Consider the following 15,625-nt stretch of genomic DNA (forward strand, 5'->3'; position numbering starts at 1 on the left):
CCGGCAGCCGCTTCCGGGGAGGTCGGGAGGGTGACGCTAGTCACCGCCACGTTGCGACCACGTTGCGGTCGGGTCAGCCGCCGAGCCAGCGCAGCCTGCCGCGCAGGGCGGCGTGGCGCGGGGAGGCGGGGTCGAGGGCGCGCAGCACGGCGGCCAGGACGCGGGGGTCGTCGCGCCACTCGGGGTGCTCGGCCCAGTCCAGGAGCACGTCCGGTGCGGCGTTGGCGCCCAGGGCCTCGCACACCTCGGCCTGGAGGCCGTCGCGGACCTCGGCCACGCCGGGCGCCTCAGAGCGGGGCAGGACCGGCCCGGCGTAGGAGTCCAGGGCCCGCCGGTAGGCGCCCCCGGCCAGGTGGCGGCGCACCTCGTCCACGTCGGTGGCCAGCGGACGGCACAGCCGGTAGGGGCGGGAGGCGAGCAGGCCGGGGCCGAGGAGGCGGCGCAGGCGCGACACCTCGGCGCGGACGGTGATCGGGGAGGCGTCCCGCTCGTGCAGCCGGGCGCCGAGCTCGTCGCCGGTCAGCCCGCGCGGACTGCGGGCGAGCAGGAGCAGGATCTCGGAGTGGCGGGCGCTCAGGGCCAGGTCGCGGCCGTCCAGGGTGAGCCGGGCACCGTCACGCCCAAGGACGCGGAGCCGGTCGTCCCCGCCGGGTCCGTGGTCCCCGTCGGTGGCGGCGCCCGCGCGCGGGCCGGTGGGCGCGAGGCCCGTCCGGACCGCCCGCCGCCGTCCCGGCGCGGGCCCCGGGCCCCGGCGCGCAGGGCGCGCAGCTCCGCCTCCGCCGCGGTGGCGGCGGCGCGGACCAGGGCCAGGGCCTGCGGCGAGGCGAGGTGGCTGTCCCCGGTGAGGTCGAGGACGCCCAGGAGGGCGCCGGTGCCGGGGTCGTGCAGGGGCGCGGCGGAGCAGCTCCAGTGCTGCACGTCCCGGGCGAAGTGCTCGCTGGCGAAGACCTGGACCTCGTGGTCGAGGGCGAGGGCGACGCCGGGCGCGTTGGTGCCGACCGCGTGCTCGTGCCAGTTGGCGCCCTCGACGAAGTACATGTCCTCGGCGCGGCGGCGGAGCCGGTGGTCGCCCTCCACCCACAGCAGGCGGCCCGAGGCGTCGCCCACCGCGAGGATCTGGGGGCCGGGCGCGGTGTCGACGAGCAGGTGCCGCAGCAGGGGCATGACGGCGGCCAGGGGGTGCGCCTCGCGGTGGTCGAGCAGGTCGGGGCCGGTGAGTTCGACTCGGGGCAGGGCGGTGTCGGGGTCCACGCCGTGCTGGGCGCTGCGCCGCCAGGAGGCGCCGACGACGGGGCGGACCGGGCCGCTGACCCGTCCGGAGTCGGTGAAGCGCGTGTGCGCGACAGCCACGTCCCGGCGCACGGCCTCGGGGTCGGCCTCCCACGGCCACGCGTTCCACGGTCCCGGCATGCGCGCTTCCCTCCGCCGAGGCGACGGCGGGCCGTGCCGACGGACCGCCCGACACCCCGATTGAAGCCGCGTCCGCCCCTTCTGACAAGGGGCAGGGGCGAACCGGACGCGCCCCGTCCCGTACGCGCGGACCCGCCCCGGACGGACGGGTCCTCCGCTGCGCCCGCCTCAGAACTCCTCGCGGACGCGCTCCCTGCCGGGGCCGCAGAGCCAGTAGGCGGGGTAGGCCCGCACGTCCTCCACGGTCGGTACGGCAGGAGGCGCGGCCGGGTAGGGGTCGCTGCCCCAGTCGAAGCGCGGGCGCAGTTCGCGCGCGGTGGCGCCGTCGGGGAGGGCGTCGCGCCCGGCGGGGGTCAGGTAGGTCCCGGCCGGGGTCCTGCGGGCCAGGCCCGCCTCCACCAGGGGCCGGGCCAGCTCCTCCTCCACCCGCCCGTCCCACCGGGTGGTCGTCGCCGCGGTCCCCAACAACGCTGTCAGGTCCTTGATCAGTGTGCTCATGCGCAAACGGTAGCGATCCGCGGACCCGCGCACCCGGGCATTGCCGAACTCGGGAGAGTGCGCCGGAACACACACGAGCGCCGGTTCGGGGCGGGTGCGCGGTCGTCCCGCGCGGCACGCGCGGCCGAGGCCCCCGACCGGCCGCGCCCCCGGGCAGGCCCGCGCGGCACGCGGACGCGGGCGGGCCGGGTTCCGGCTCAGACCGGCCGCCACCCCTCCCCGCCGGGCGGGTCCGCCACGAGCGCGGCGAGCGCGACCGTCATCGCCACCCGGGCCCGCGGGTCGTGCAGCGGCAGGTCCGCGACCCGGCCCATCCGGCGCAGCCGGTACCGCACCGTGTTGGGGTGCAGGCCCAGCAGCTCCGCCGCCCGCCCCAGGTCCCCGTGCACGTACAGCCAGGCGCGGAGCGTGCGCGCGTGGTCGGTGCCGTGCTCGGCGTCGTACCGGACCAGGTCCGCCACCGGGTTGCGGACGGGCATGCGCCCGGCCTCGGCCACCAGGCGCAGACGGCGCAGCAGCACGGAGTCCCAGGCGTCGTCGTAGACGACCGCGTCGGCGCCCTCGGGCGCCTGACCGTGCAGCGTCAGGCACTCGTCCGCCTCCTGCCTGCTGGCGGGCAGGCCCGCGGCGTCGGCGGTGCCGCCCACCCCGGCCACCACGCCCAGCCGGCCGGGCAGGCCGCGCAGCGTGGAGCGGACCCACTCCACCGCCGGCGCGGGGTCGTCCCCGCACGGCAGCACGGTGTACACGGTGGTTCCGAGCAGGGTGCTGCGCCCCGGACGCGACCAGCCGAACCCGGTGGTGACCTGCTCGAACAGGTGCAGGATCGCGGCCTCCGGCTCGGTGCGGGCGCGCGCCTGGAAGGCGATCACCCGCAGCCCCGCCCCGAGCAGGCCGATCCGCCCGGCCGTCTGCGCCGGGTCGGCGGAGCCCTCCAGCAGGTCGATCACCGACTCCGACTCCACCTGCCGCTCCAGGTCGCTGCTGACCCTGGCGCGCAGCATGTGCAGCCCGACCGTGTGCGCCCCCTCGCTCAGTGCCCGGGAGCGGTCCGCGTCCAGGGGGGCGTCGCACACCACCCACAGCGTGCCCAGGAGTTCGCGGCCCACCCGGATCGGCGCGGCGGTGCGTCCGCCCATGCCGAGCTCGGGTATCCCCGGCACGAACCGGGGCCCGGTCGCGGCGGCCAGCCGGGTGAGCACCCCGTCGGCGTCGAGGCGTTCGCGGACCCGTTCGGGGACCCGCCGGTCGACGAGGGTGTCGCGCCGCACCCGGTCGGTGCCGCCCTGGGAGGCCGAGTAGGCCACCACGCGCGAGGCGCGGTCCTCGATGGTGACGGGTCCGCCGACCTCGGCGGCGACGGTGTCGGCCAGGGTGAACAGGTCGCTGGGGCCGCGCCCGGCCTCGGTCTCGCGCCCCTCCAGGACCAGCCCGTAGACGACCCCGGAGACCTGGCTCCACGACACGGCGGGCTCCACGACCAGGAGGGCCGGGCCGCCTTCTCCCAGGCGTGCGCGCACGTCGTCGCCCGGTTCGGTCGCGGACCGGACGATGACGACGGTCGCGCGGGCCTGCTCCGCCAGGCGCACCGCCTCGGCGGCCGAGTCCACGCCGACGGCGAGGAATGCGTCGCCCAGCTGCGGCACGTCGTCGGTGGGGTCGTGCATGGCGACGCTGCGCAGCTCCCTGCGGCGCGGCGGCTCGGGGCCGACGAGCCGGGCTCCGTAGCCGCCCAGGACGTTGACGAGACGGTCGAGGTGGATCACGCCCGCTCCTTTCCCGGCGGCGGAGTTGTTCCGCGGCCACAAAGGGACCTCATCTGATTGTCGCCCGAGGATAACGCCGGGTCCCGTCCCGGTGGACACACTCGTGGTAGGCGACGGCCCCCGCGTCGGCCACCGCTGTGCTCGCCCCGTCCGCGGACCCGCTTTCGCGGCGCGGGCCCTGAAGACAAGGAACGTTCATGGCCAGGACCACCGACCGATGGATGACCCGGGAGGCCTACGAGCGGCTCCGGGAGGAGCTCCGGACGCTGCGCGCGCTCCCCGACGACGACCCCGGCACCGGGGCGGACCGGGGCGCGGGGGACGTACTCCCCGCGCCCCGCTACATTCACGACCCCGCCGTGCGGCAGGCGCGCGTGCACACCATCGAGCGGCTGCTCAGCGAGGCCGTCGTGGACGAGGCCGCGCCCGACGACGGGATCGCCGCGCCCGGCAAGGTGCTCACCATCCGCTACGACGGCGAGGAGGAGGACGAGGTGTTCCTCCTCGGCGTCCGGGACGCGTCCGTGGCGGACCGGATGACGGTGTACTCCCCGGAGTCCCCGCTGGGCGCGGCGCTCGTGGGCGCCCGCCAGGGCGAGCGGCGCACGTTCACCGCGCCCCGGGGCACGGTCATCGGGGTCACCCTGCTCAGGGCCGAGCCGTACCGGGCCGCCGTCGTGCACTGACCCCGGTCTCGGGGGCCCGCAGTGGGGGGCGGGCCCCGGTCGGGACGGACCGCAGGGGGCGGAGAGGCGCGGGGAGGGCGGGGACCGGGGAGGGGCCCGCCGCGCGCCTTCCGGTTTCGGCCCGGGAATTCACCGCGGGATTTTCCCGCAGCGTGTTCCCGGGCTTTTCCCCTCGTCTTCCCGCGCTCCTTTCGACGCGCTTTCCCGCGCGTCCTCGCCGCGCCCGGTTCCGCGCCGGGGGCCGTCGGCGGATGACACGGGGGAGGTTCCGTCCCGGGCTCCCTCCGGGGGCGCGCCGGACACGCGTAGCGCCGGTTCCGGGGCTCCCTTCCCCGTCGGCGCCCGCGTCCCGGCCGCCCGTGCGCGGCCGGGGCGCGCGACCTGCCGGGGCGCCACCCGTCGCGCACGGCTTCCGAACGGCGTTCCCGGCGCATCCGGACCCCGGTGGAACGGTCATACCGGAGAGGGTGGAAAGGATCCCGGCTTCCTCTTCTCCCGGGAAACGCCGTTTCCCTCCGACCGGAGAAGCGGACCGCCCCGAAGGCCCGAGGGTTTTCCCCGCCGCCCGCGCGCACCGTTTCCGGAGGGGGACGGTCACGACCGCCCGGTTCCGGGTAGCGGGGAGGGGGACCCCGCGGGGACACGCGGGCGTAAGGAACGGACACCCCGAAGCGGAGAGGGCGATGCACATGAGCGCGGACACCGACGACGCGCGCTGGGCGCCGGTCAGGGACTGGCACGCGGCGGTGAGCGCACGGGACCTGACGGCGGCGAAGGCGGTCGTGGACCCCGACATCAGGATCGGCGGCCCCCGGGGCTCCGCGCATGGAGTGGAGGCCTTCCTGGACTGGGTCCGCGACTCGGGCATCCGCGTCGAACCGGTCGGCTGGCACACCGTGGACGAGCACCGCGTCGTGGTCGAGCAGGACGCCGCCTGGCCCGGTCGCGCCGACTCGGGCCCCGAGGCGGCCCCGGTGCGCACCGCGACCCTGTTCGAGGTGCGCCACGGCCTGATCACCGCCGCGCTCCGCTACGACGAGGGCTTGGAGGCGGCCCTCGACGCGGCCCGGCTCACCTCCTGACGCCGCGTACGTGCCGGGGCGCCGCAGGCACGCCGGCCTCGCGACACGGCCCGGGGCGGCCGGTGCCGGTATCGGTGCGCCCCGGGTCGGTGTGGGGTGGGGGCCCGGGTCAGGGGGCCGCCGGTCTGCCGATGGTGCGGAGGAGGACGTGCGCCTCGTCGAGGCGGCCGGGGAAGGCCTCCGGGTTCTCCGCCAGCCGCATGGCGGTCAGCTCGCAGGCCATGGCGGTGTGGGCGGCGAGCACGGCGGCCTTCTCGGTCGCGCCCGCCTCCACCAGGGCTCCGGCGAACCGGTGGGCGCGCTGCTGGCGGGTGAGCAGGTAGCGCGAGCGCAGCTCACCGCTCTCCCGGAGCAGGCGCGCCAGGACGGCGGAGTGGGCCGGGGAGAGCGCGGTGTGCGGCCTGACGGCGGCGTCGGCCTCCCTGAGCAGTTCGACGGCGGCGCCGAGGTCCTCGCCCAGCGGCCGGGGGGCCTTCTCCAGCACGTAGGCGCACATGCGGTCGGCTTCGGCGCCGTCGTCGGCGAACAGCACCTGTTGTTTGTCGCCGAAGTACCTGAAGAAGGTGGTCCGGCCGACTTCCGCGCGTTCGGCGATCGCGGCGACCGTGACGTTGTCGAATCCGTGCTCCGCGAAGAGCTGGAAGGCTGCTGACACGATCATGGCCCGGGCCTTACGCCGTTTGCGGGCGTGGAGCGTGTCGGGGGGGTGGTGCATGAGGCGACCCTATCGAGTGGGAACCCGGTTCTCTTTGGTACGCGGGACCATTGGGACGGTAGTCCTGAAACGCACCGCGAGATCGGGGAGCGGGAAGTCGTCTGTCCTGTTGTAGCGGAAACGCATCCGGTGGGCACAGGCCGAAACCCACGCGGGCGCACTGGTTGGCCCGGAATTTTATTGCAGAGCGGGGTTCGTCTGACAACCGCCTTCCGGACCGTGCGGAACATCTACCCGGAAAGCGGTTCCCCTCCCACCGGATTTCGCCTTCCGAGCGGCCGGAGCGGGTGCCATTCCGGATCGACCCCCATTGAACCTCTTCCGGGAAAACGTTCGGTTTCCTTACTGTTTCCCGGCCGGGGTACGGGGTCCGCCGGAACGCGCGACCGCCGATTGTCAGTGACCTGTGCCACAGTGGAGACCTCGATCCCATTCTGGAGCTGGTCATGGCATATCTCCTGGTCATCGGCACACGCAAGGGGCTCTTCACCGCCCGCAGCGAGGATCGGCGGGCGTGGGAGGTGAGCGGCCCGCACCGGCTCGACTCCGCGGACTACGCCAGCATGAGCGCGGTGTACGCGGTCGGCGTCAACCCGCACAGCGGCCGCGTCCTCGCCGGAGCGGAGAGCTCGCACTTCGGACCGAGCGTCTGGTACAGCGACGACGGGGGCGCCACCTGGCACGAGCCCGGGGCGGCGCCCATCGCCTTCCCCGGGGACACCGACGCCTCCCTCGTCCGGGCCTGGCAGTTCGCCTTCGGCGACGACGCCGACACCGTGTACGCGGGGGTGGAGCCGCACGCCCTGTTCCGGTCCTCCGACGGCGGGCTGAGCTTCGAACTCGTCCGCGCCCTGTGGGACCACCCCCACCGCGCCGACTGGTTCCCCGGGGCGGGCGGCGGCGCGGTCCACACGATCCTGCCCGGCGTCCTCGGCGCGGGCGGGCGCGTACCCGGAGCCGTGACGGTGGCCATGTCCACCGGTGGTGTCTACCAGACCCGCGACGACGGTGCCAGCTGGGCTCCGGCCAACCGGGGGATCTCGGCGGTGTTCCTGCCCGACGAGGAGCCCGAGTACGGCCAGTGCGTGCACAAGGTGGCCGCCGGGCCGGGCGGCGTCCTCTACGCGCAGAACCACCACGGGGTGTACCGCAGCTCGGACCCCGCGGGGAAGGGGTGGACGGCCGTGGAGACCGGCCTGCCCACCGACTTCGGGTTCGCGGTGGTCGCCCACCCGCACCGGCCGGAGACCGCGCTCAACTTCCCGGTGGTGAGCCAGGAGGTGCACCTGCCGCCCGACCACCGGCTGGGCGTGTACCGGACCGACGACGGGGGCGGCGGCTGGCGGCCGTTCACGGAGGGCCTGCCGCGGGAGCCCTACTTCGGGATCGTGCTGCGCGACGGCGCCTGCACCGACGGGGCGGACGTGCCCGGGTTCTACTTCGGCACCCGTTCGGGCGACGTCTACGCCGCCACCGACGACGGTGACGGCTGGCACCCGGTGGTGCGGCACCTGCCCGACGTCCTGTGCGTACGCGCCGTGGAGGTGTGAGATGCGGGTGACGGTACACCTGCCGGGGCTGCTGAGGGCCGACGCCGACGGCGCGGCCCACGTCCCGGTGGAGGTCGGGGACGGGACCGCGCTGGGCGGGGTGCTGGACGCGCTCGCCGCCCGGTATCCGGGGCTGGACCGGCGTATCCGCGACGAGCAGGGGCGGCTGCGCCGCTACGTCAACGTGTTCGTGGACGATGACGAGTGCCGCGGGGTAGGCGGACTGGCGGCGCCGGTCCGCGACGGCGCGGACGTGCGCGTGCTGCCCTCGGTCGCCGGGGGCTGAGGAACCCGCGCGGAGGGGACGCGGGCGGTCGGCGGGCGGGCGCCACCGCCGTCGGAGGCGGCCGGGTTCCGTTACCGGGCCGTGCCCCCGTCGGCGGCCGGGGGGCCGGAGCTACCGGCGCGCAGGGGCACCGGGCGCAGGTGGGTCAGGCTCCGCCACACCCACTCCAGCGGGCCGAGCCGGAACCGGCGCGCCCACAGGTGGGCGAGTACGGCGGTCGCGGCGAAGTAGGCGGCGGCCAGGGCGTACTGGGCCAGGGTGGGGATCGTCCCCTCGAACGGACCCATGACCGCCAGGAACACCGCCGTGCTGCCCAGGTACACCGTGAGGGTCATCCGCCCGAGCGGGGCCAGGGCGCCCAGCACACGCGAGGCTCTACGGCCTCTCAGCACCAGCCACCACACCAGTCCCAGGTAGAACAGGGCTCCGCCCAGGTTCAGGAGGGTGTTCCCCAGGAGCATGGTCACGATCTCCCCCACCGACCGCACCGGCGCGCCGTCGGCGCCGAACTCGGTCGGGAACACCATGCCGCCGACGAGCATGAGGACCACGCTGAGGGCCTGGACCACCGCGCCGGACACGAGCATGCGCAGCGGCAGGCGGGAGGCCCCCCGCGCACCGGTCGCGGGATCGGCGGTGAGCTCCGGGCGGCGGGCCAGCCACACGCCCACGCAGAAGAACCCGAGGGTCTGCGGGAGCAGCATCACCGAGACCCCCCAGGCGTGGTCCCCGAGTAAGGGCGAGAGCAGCAGGTCCGACACCGGCACGGCGGCGAACAGCACGGCCGCCGCGACCAGCGGTCGGCGGCGGGACCCGGCGAGCAGCAGCGGCACCAGCGGGGTCAGCAGCAGCGCCGCGACCGAGTACTGGGTGAGGATGTCCCCGTCGAAGACCGCCAGGTGCGGAAGCCCGAACAACAGCCCCAGGACGGCGTAGCGGCGCAGCATCACCGCCGCCGGACGCCCGCCGCGCCGGGCGGCGGACCGCCACGCCAGGACCACGCCCGCGCCCAGCAGCACCATGAGCATGGTCCTGGCCCTGCCCGACATGAGCAGGTTGAGTCCGCCGTCCACGAGGTCGGTCAGCAGACTCGGCACCCGGTTGCCCGACATCTCGACGGGATAGACCACCGAGGACGCGTTCATCATGACCACGCCGATCATCGCGAGCGCCCGTGCGACGTCGAGGAAGGCCACGCGCCGCGCGGGGGGCGCGAGGCCGGGGCCGACGCCGTCGGGCGCCGTCCCGGGTCCGTGCCGCGTCTCGGCCCCGGCCGCGTGGAGCGCTCCGCCCCCGTGCCGCGCGCCGGCCTCGCCCTGCGGCTCGGCCCCCTGCCGTCGCGGCTCCGTCGTGTTGTTCCCCGCCTCGCTCATGCGGTGCCCTCTCCCCCTCCGAAGGTGAACGGCTACCAGCCTCGCCTCCGGGCCCGTGCGCGCGCATCGACCGAACGGTCGACGTCCGGAGCCGCCCGCCTCGTACCTTCGACCGAGGCCCGCCGCGTCCGTGCCGCCTACGCTGGTCGCCATGGCCATGAACAGGGTGTTCGCGAAGCTCGGCGTCAGCCGGACCAGCGGTGCGCTGCCCCGGCTGACGCCGTGGGCGGTGGCGTGCGTGCTCTCGGTGATATGGGTGCTGGACCTGCTGCGCGTTCACGACGACTTCAGCACGCCGAACTGGATGGGGCCCCCGCACTCGGCCATGGACTACGCGCCGGTGGTCTCCGGCGCGGCGGCCTGCGTGCTCGCCCTGCTAGCCCTGCGCCCGTCGTCGGGACCGGCGGCGACCGCGGTGAGCGGCGCGGCGGCCTCGGCCGCGGTGTTGGCGGTCTCAGCGGTGCTGTGGCCGCTGCCCAGGGGGGAGGCGTTCGGGTACTCCCTGGTGGGCTCGGAGGTCGGCGCGCTGCTGGTGCTGCTCGCCCTGGCCGGGCTGCGGTGCCGTCCCTGGCAGATCGGCGCGCTGTCCCTGTGCGCCTTCGCGGCCGCCCTCTCGGACTACCTGCGGGATCCCGTCCCCTACTACGCGAGCCTGGCCAACACGTCGCTGACGTTCGTGGCCGTGGGACTGGCCCCGGGACTGTACCTGCGGTGGCGGGAGGCCCAGCGGCGCTCCCACATGGAGCAGGCCCGGTCCCAGGAGCGGCTGGCGATCGCCCGCGACCTGCACGACGTCGTGGCGCACGAGGTGACCGGCATCGTCGTCCAGGCCCAGGCGCTGCGCCACATCGCCGACCGCGACCCCGGCGCGGTGCGCAACGCGCTGCCCGAGATCGAGGCGGCGGGGGCGCGCGCCCTGGAGTCCATGCGCGGGATGGTCTCGCGGCTGCGGGAACCGGGTGACGTGCCGCTGGCCCCGGACGCCGCCGCGGGGCTGGCCCGGCTGGCGACACCGGCGGCCGGGAACCGCCCGGGGGTGGCGGTGCGGTGCGAGGGCCCCGTGGACGCCCTGCCGCCGACCGCCGGAACGGCGGTGCTGCGGATCGCCCAGGAGTCGGTCACCAACGCGCTGCGGCACGCCCGGGGCGCCACCCGGGTGGAGGTGTCGGTGGAGGCCGGAACGGAGGAGGTCGCGGTGCGGGTCGTCGACGACGGCCAGGGGGCCGCGGGCCCGTCCGGAGGCGGGTTCGGCCTGGTCGGCATGGCGGAGCGGGTGCGCCTGCTCGGCGGTGTGTTCTCCGCGGGTCCCCGGGACCGGGGCTGGGAGGTGGCGGCTCGGCTGCCGCTGGACCGGACGGACGGGGACCCGGGGCGGCGTTCGACGGTCGGGGAGCAGGGGTGACGGTGACGGGGCTTCTCGGGAGGTCGAGGAGGAGCAGGAGTGGTGACGGTGGCCGGGGAGTCTCTGGAGAAAGGGAGGGAGCAGGGGTGACGCTGGGGACCGGAGGGGAGCGGGCGGCGCCCGGCGACGGCGAGGCGCCGATCCGCGTGCTGCTGGCGGACGACCAGGCCATGGTGCGGACCGGGTTCCGGTACATGCTGGCGGCCGAGGACGGCGTCGAGGTGGTGGGCGAGGCCGGTGACGGCCTGGAGGCGGTCCGGCTGGCGCGCGAGCTGCGCCCGGACGTGGTGCTCATGGACATCCGGATGCCGGGGGTGGACGGCCTGGAGGCCACCCGGCGGCTGGCCGGTCCGGGGGTGGCCGACCCGCTCCGGGTGGTCGTGGTGACCACGTTCGACCTGGACGAGTACGTGCACGCGGCGATCACCGGAGGGGCGGTCGGGTTCCTGCTCAAGGACGCCGGACCGGCCCTGCTGGTGGAGGCGGTGCGGGCCGCCGCCAGGGGCGACGCCCTGGTCTCCCCGAGGGTCACCGTCCGGCTGCTGCGGCACTTCGCGTCGGCTCCCCGGTCCGCGCCGGGGGACTGCGGGCTGACCGTACGGGAGCTGGACATCGTGCGCGCGGTCGCGCGGGGGCTGACCAACACCGAGGTGGCCGGGGAGCTGTTCGTCACCGTGAGCACGGTCAAGACGCACCTGGCGAGCGTGCAGGCCAAGCTGGGGGCGCGCAACCGCGTGGAGGTGGCGGCCTGGGCCTACCGCAACGGGCACGCGGAGTAGGCGGGGCCCGGCTCCCGCCGCCCCTGCCGGCACGCCCGCGTTCCGGACGCTCGGGGAGCGCACCGCTGTTCGACGAGAACGGGGCCGCGCGTACACACATCGTGCGTACGATCCGGGGCGTGACCACCGCCATGAAGGCGGAGAGGATCCACCTGAGAGCCGATGACCAGCAGAAGGCGCTGCTGGAGGCGGCGGGCAGCGCCTCGGGGGACACGGTCTGGCCCGGTTCGAGCAGAGCCCGAGCGATCCGACGCACCTCGTGCTGCTGATGGAGGACCTCCGCCGGGCACTCGCCTGGACCACGGGGCGGCCCGGCTTCCGGACGGCCGTTCCCGCGCGCTCCCTACCAGTTGGCGGGGGCGTAGTCCTTCAGGAAGCACCCGTGCAGGTCCTCGCCCAGCTCGCCCCGCACGATGGGGTCGTACACGCGCGCGGCCCCGTCCTCCAGGTCCAGGGGCGCGTGGAACCCGGCCTCGGCCAGCCGCTCCTTCTCCGGGTGCGGGCGCTCGTCCGTGATCCACCCGGTGTCCACGCTGGTCATCAGGATGCCGTCGGACTCCAGCATCTCCTGGGCGCTGGTGCGGGTGAGCATGTTGAGCGCGGCCTTGGCCATGTTGGTGTGGGGGTGACCCGGCCCCTTGTATCCGCGGCCGAACACCCCCTCCATCGCCGACACGTTCACGATGTAGGTGCGGCGCGCCGAGGACGCGGCCAGGGCCGGACGCAACCTGTCCACCAGCAGGAACGGCGCGCTCACATTGCACAGCTGCACCTCCAGCATCTCGACGGGGTCGACCTCGCCGATCCGCCGCGTCCAGCTGTTCACCGGGGCCAGGTCGGGCACCAGCCCTCCGGCGTCGATCGCCGTTCCGGTGCGCACCCGCTCCATCGACGCGGAGCCCGTGGTCAGCGCCAGGGACGTGAGCACGGCCGGGGTGAGCGCGTGGGTCGCAGGGGCGTCCCGCTCCGGGCCGTCGGGGCCCTCCAGGGCGCGCGTGCGCACGCCGCCCAGCACCAGCGGCTCGGGCAGGCCCTCGCCCGTGAGCGGTTCGGCCTCGGCCTCGGCCAGCGGCCCGTAGGAGCCGGGCGAGCGGCGCACCGTCTGGGCCGCGTTGTTGATGAGGACGTCCAGCGGCCCCTGTTCGGCCACCGAGTCGGCCAGCCGCAGCACCTGGGCGGGGTCGCGCAGGTCGATGCCCACCACCCGCAGCCGGTGCAGCCACTCGCCGCTGTCGGGCATCGCGGCGAACCGGCGCACCGCGTCGTTGGGGAACCGCGTGGTGACGGTGGTGTGCGCGCCGTCCCTCAGCAGCCGCAGGGCGATGTACATGCCGATCTTGGCCCGGCCGCCGGTGAGCAGGGCCCGGCGCCCGGTCAGGTCGGTGCGGGCGGCCCGGCGCTCCCTGTTGAACGCGGCGCACGCGGGGCACAGCTGGTGGTAGAAGGAGTCGACCTCCCGGTACTTCTCCTTGCAGATGTAGCAGGGCCGGGGCCTGCTCAGCACGCCCGCGAGGGCGCCGCCGCTGCCGCTGGTGAGGGCGCGGCCGTTGGTCTCGTCGTCGATCCGGTCCGGCGCGGCGGTGGCGGTGGCCGCGAACACGGCGCTGTCGTGGGCCCGGCGGGCGGCCTGGCGCTCCTTGCGGCGCTGCTCCTTGACGTTCTTGAACAGGCGGGCGGTCGCGCGCTGGAGGGCGACCGAGTCCGGGTGGTCGCTGGGCAGCTCACCGGCGCGGGCGATCACGTCCAGGCACGCGGCCAGCCGGTCGGGGTCGATCCGCTCCGCCGGGTGCTCCGTCTCCTCCGGCAGCGTCCTGGTACCCGTGTCCGTCATCGTCTCCGTCACCGCTCCACCGCCGCGCCGCGGTCGTCGCGGCCGGCCTCCCGTTCCCTGTGTCCGGTGGCTCCCGACTCGGGGCCATGAGGAACTGTATGCGCACCCCGGGACCGCGCGGAGCACGGTCCGGTGGAGCCGGTGCGCATCGGGTGGGAGTGACGGGTGAGTATGGGAGGGGAGAACGTCGCCGCTTGGGGAGTACGGACCGTGCGGGTGTGACGTAGGAGCGAGGGACGGCCGGGCGGAGCGCGGCGGTCCCGGAACCGGGGGGTAGGAGCCGTGACCCAGCACAAGGCCGCCGCGAGCGCGGAGGGCGGCGCCGAGCGCGAACTCGTGGTCCTGCTCGACGAGGAGCACCGGCGCGTGGGCGTCGCCGACAAGGCCACCGTGCACACCCGGGAGACACCGCTGCACCTGGCGTTCTCCTGTTACGTCCTGGACGCGGACGGGCGGGTGCTGATCACCCGCCGGGCCCTGGGCAAGACCACCTGGCCGGGGGTGTGGACGAACAGCTGCTGCGGCCACCCCGGCCCGGACGAGGACCTCGACGCGGCCGTGCGCCGCCGGGTCGGCCAGGAGCTGGGGATGCGCGTCAGCGGGGTGCGGCCCGCGCTGCCCGACTTCCGGTACCGGGCGGTGTCGGCCGAGGGGATCGTGGAGAACGAGTTCTGCCCGGTCTTCTGGGCGCGCGCGGAGGAGGGCCCGGACCCCGACCCGTCGGAGGTGGCCGAGTACGCGTGGGCGGAGTGGGCGGACCTGGTGGCGGTCGCCGAACGGACACCGTGGCTGCTGAGCCCGTGGGCGGTGGAGCAGATCCCCCGCCTGGACGCGCTCTGAGCCGTGCGGCGGCCCCGGGAACGGGGGCAACCGGGGCGGCCCGGGGCGCCGTGCGGCGGAGGCGGGAGTGGGCGCGCCGGGTACCGGTCGCGGGGACGGCGGGCGTGGGGGGCGGCGACCGGGCGACCGGGAGGCGCGAAGGGCCCCGCGCCCGGGTAGGAACGGGGTGGCCGTCCCCTACCCCCGCCCTGGAGCCGCTCCCATGTCCGAACGCCCCGCCGGGCGACCCCTCCGCCCGGCCGCCCTCGTCCTCGACGTCCTCGACACCCTCTTCCCGCTCGCGCCCCTGGAGTGGCGGTTCCGGGAGGCCGGAATCCCCCGGGTGCTCATGACCCGCTGGTCGGACCACCTGCTGCGCGACTCGTTCGCCCTGGCCCTGGTGGGCGGCGACGGCGCCGACCGCTCCTTCGAGGACGTGGTCCGGGGCGCGCTGCGCGACATCACCGGCCACCAGATCGCCCCCTCCGCCGAGGACTCCGTGGTCGAGGGGCTGGCCGGACTCGACCCCCGCCCCGAGGCGGCCGCCGCGCTGCGCGCCGCGCGCGGGGCCGGGGTGCCAGTAGCGGTCCTGGGCGACCACGACGACGCGCTGGCCCGGGGGCTGCTGGAGCGCGCCGGTCTGCTCGACCTGGTGGAGGACGTGCCCGCCGCCCGCCCCGCCGGGGAGTGGCGGCCCGCGCCGGGCGCCTACCTGGCCGCCGCGCGGTCCCTGGGGGTCGTCCCGGAACGGCTGGCCCTGGTCACCGCGCACGGATGGGACGTCGCGGGGGCGCGGAACGCGGGGCTGGTGACCGGATGGTCCTCCCACCTGGAGGGGCGCTTCCCGTCGGTCTTCGCCCCTCCGGACGTCTCGGGCCGCGATCTGGCCGAGACGGTGGACGGGCTGCTCTCCCCACCCGCCGGGGGGCCGGGGCTCAGGTGACGTAGAACGGCCCCGGGCGGTCCTCGTGGGCGTGGCCGATCCGGTCGAGGATGCGCTGGGGCATGTCCGGCAGGGCCCCGGGCGGGAACCAGCGCACTTCCAGGCTCTCGTCGCCGCTGGCGTCGGGCGCCCCGCCCACGGGGCGGCAGCGGAAGGCCAGGTCGAGGAACTGCACTCGGTCGCCGTTGGGGTAGGTGAAGGGCTCCTGGGCGAGCACGCTGGTGAGCCGCTCCACCTCGACCTCCACCCCGGTCTCCTCGCGCACCTCGCGGACGACGGCCCGGGCGGGTTCCTCCTCCGGTTCCAGGATGCCGCCGGGCGTGGCCCAGCGGCCGTCGTCCGCGCGCCGGTGCAGGAGGACTTCGCCCTCCTCGTTGACCACCACCGCCGTCACCCCGACGAGGGGCAGGAGGCCGTGGCCGACGTGGCTGCGGAGGGCGAGGAGGAAGTCAGGAACGGGCATGGGCCCGAGGGTAGTCGCGGGA

Annotated in this window: 17 protein-coding genes; 9 read left to right on the top strand and 8 right to left on the bottom strand. The window is 75.7% G+C overall.

The genetic code is table 11. The features are described from left to right. Positions 1 to 73: 73 nt before the first annotated feature. The 4 genes from KGD83_RS28890 to KGD83_RS27305 all read right to left on the bottom strand — a co-directional run bounded on the left by KGD83_RS28890 (position 74) and on the right by KGD83_RS27305 (position 3,674). A complete protein-coding gene (locus KGD83_RS28890) occupies positions 74 to 454 on the bottom strand; it encodes a hypothetical protein (RefSeq protein ID WP_249352041.1) in 381 nt (126 codons plus the stop codon). 119 nt (positions 455 to 573) lie between these two features. Continuing rightward, entirely contained in the window at positions 574 to 1,410 is an 837-nt protein-coding gene (locus KGD83_RS28895; protein ID WP_249352042.1) for a GAF domain-containing protein, read from the bottom strand. A 168-nt stretch (positions 1,411 to 1,578) separates the two neighbouring features. Next, positions 1,579 to 1,908 (bottom strand): hypothetical protein, encoded by a 330-nt coding sequence (locus KGD83_RS27300; RefSeq protein WP_212641772.1) that lies wholly within the window; start codon positions 1,906 to 1,908, stop codon positions 1,579 to 1,581. Between the two features lie 197 nt (positions 1,909 to 2,105). Further along, a complete protein-coding gene (locus tag KGD83_RS27305) occupies positions 2,106 to 3,674 on the bottom strand; it encodes a PucR family transcriptional regulator (protein WP_212641773.1) in 1,569 nt (522 codons plus the stop codon). 197 nt (positions 3,675 to 3,871) lie between these two features. Between KGD83_RS27305 and KGD83_RS27310 the strand changes: the two genes are divergently transcribed. Beyond that, the gene (locus KGD83_RS27310) at positions 3,872 to 4,360 is read left to right on the top strand and encodes a GreA/GreB family elongation factor (RefSeq protein ID WP_094800571.1); all 489 of its coding nucleotides are present in this window, start codon (positions 3,872 to 3,874) and stop codon (positions 4,358 to 4,360) included. A gap of 689 nt (positions 4,361 to 5,049) precedes the next feature. Continuing rightward, positions 5,050 to 5,442 (top strand): nuclear transport factor 2 family protein, encoded by a 393-nt coding sequence (locus KGD83_RS27315; protein ID WP_249352043.1) that lies wholly within the window; start codon positions 5,050 to 5,052, stop codon positions 5,440 to 5,442. A gap of 109 nt (positions 5,443 to 5,551) precedes the next feature. Here KGD83_RS27315 and KGD83_RS27320 read toward each other — a convergent pair whose 3' ends face one another. After that, positions 5,552 to 6,157 carry a TetR/AcrR family transcriptional regulator gene (locus KGD83_RS27320; protein WP_212641775.1) on the bottom strand — a complete coding sequence of 202 codons (606 nt, stop codon included), beginning with the start codon at positions 6,155 to 6,157 and terminating at the stop codon, positions 5,552 to 5,554. 446 nt (positions 6,158 to 6,603) lie between these two features. Here KGD83_RS27320 and KGD83_RS27325 point away from each other — a divergent pair, with 446 nt between their 5' ends. Together KGD83_RS27325 and KGD83_RS27330 are read left to right on the top strand one after the other, a co-directional pair. Then, positions 6,604 to 7,707 (top strand): WD40/YVTN/BNR-like repeat-containing protein, encoded by a 1,104-nt coding sequence (locus tag KGD83_RS27325; RefSeq protein WP_212641776.1) that lies wholly within the window; start codon positions 6,604 to 6,606, stop codon positions 7,705 to 7,707. A gap of 1 nt (position 7,708) precedes the next feature. Beyond that, positions 7,709 to 7,993 (top strand): MoaD/ThiS family protein, encoded by a 285-nt coding sequence (locus tag KGD83_RS27330; protein ID WP_212641777.1) that lies wholly within the window; start codon positions 7,709 to 7,711, stop codon positions 7,991 to 7,993. A gap of 71 nt (positions 7,994 to 8,064) precedes the next feature. Here the strand turns inward: KGD83_RS27330 and KGD83_RS27335 are convergent, their stop codons facing one another. Further along, positions 8,065 to 9,366, bottom strand: coding sequence for a DUF418 domain-containing protein (locus tag KGD83_RS27335; RefSeq protein ID WP_249352044.1), 1,302 nt, complete (start codon positions 9,364 to 9,366; stop codon positions 8,065 to 8,067). 151 nt (positions 9,367 to 9,517) lie between these two features. On the opposite strand from KGD83_RS27335, the gene KGD83_RS27340 reads away from it, so the two are divergent. The 3 genes from KGD83_RS27340 to KGD83_RS27350 all read left to right on the top strand — a co-directional run bounded on the left by KGD83_RS27340 (position 9,518) and on the right by KGD83_RS27350 (position 11,816). Continuing rightward, positions 9,518 to 10,768 (top strand): sensor histidine kinase, encoded by a 1,251-nt coding sequence (locus tag KGD83_RS27340; protein WP_212641778.1) that lies wholly within the window; start codon positions 9,518 to 9,520, stop codon positions 10,766 to 10,768. Between the two features lie 92 nt (positions 10,769 to 10,860). Further along, complete coding sequence (locus KGD83_RS27345) at positions 10,861 to 11,547, top strand: response regulator (protein ID WP_275956958.1); 687 nt, start codon at positions 10,861 to 10,863, stop codon at positions 11,545 to 11,547. A gap of 119 nt (positions 11,548 to 11,666) precedes the next feature. Next, a complete protein-coding gene (locus tag KGD83_RS27350) occupies positions 11,667 to 11,816 on the top strand; it encodes a type II toxin-antitoxin system TacA family antitoxin (RefSeq protein WP_212641780.1) in 150 nt (49 codons plus the stop codon). A 74-nt stretch (positions 11,817 to 11,890) separates the two neighbouring features. Here KGD83_RS27350 and KGD83_RS27355 read toward each other — a convergent pair whose 3' ends face one another. Then, positions 11,891 to 13,378 carry an SDR family oxidoreductase gene (locus KGD83_RS27355; protein WP_212641781.1) on the bottom strand — a complete coding sequence of 496 codons (1,488 nt, stop codon included), beginning with the start codon at positions 13,376 to 13,378 and terminating at the stop codon, positions 11,891 to 11,893. Positions 13,379 to 13,660: 282 nt separating this feature from the next. Here KGD83_RS27355 and idi point away from each other — a divergent pair, with 282 nt between their 5' ends. Both idi and KGD83_RS27365 read left to right on the top strand, forming a co-directional pair. After that, positions 13,661 to 14,218: an isopentenyl-diphosphate Delta-isomerase gene (idi, locus tag KGD83_RS27360; RefSeq protein WP_212641782.1), complete on the top strand. Its 558-nt coding sequence runs from the start codon at positions 13,661 to 13,663 to the stop codon at positions 14,216 to 14,218. Positions 14,219 to 14,420: 202 nt separating this feature from the next. Then, positions 14,421 to 15,140 carry an HAD family hydrolase gene (locus KGD83_RS27365; protein ID WP_212641783.1) on the top strand — a complete coding sequence of 240 codons (720 nt, stop codon included), beginning with the start codon at positions 14,421 to 14,423 and terminating at the stop codon, positions 15,138 to 15,140. On the opposite strand, the gene KGD83_RS27370 is transcribed toward KGD83_RS27365, so the two are convergent. Further along, a complete protein-coding gene (locus tag KGD83_RS27370; protein ID WP_212641784.1) occupies positions 15,133 to 15,603 on the bottom strand; it encodes an NUDIX hydrolase in 471 nt (156 codons plus the stop codon). The two genes, KGD83_RS27365 and KGD83_RS27370, sit on opposite strands and share 8 nt — an antisense overlap. Positions 15,604 to 15,625 lie beyond the last annotated feature (22 nt).

The sequence above is a fragment of the Nocardiopsis akebiae genome (assembly GCF_018316795.1).
Taxonomy (GTDB): Bacteria; Actinomycetota; Actinomycetes; order Streptosporangiales; family Streptosporangiaceae; genus Nocardiopsis; species Nocardiopsis dassonvillei.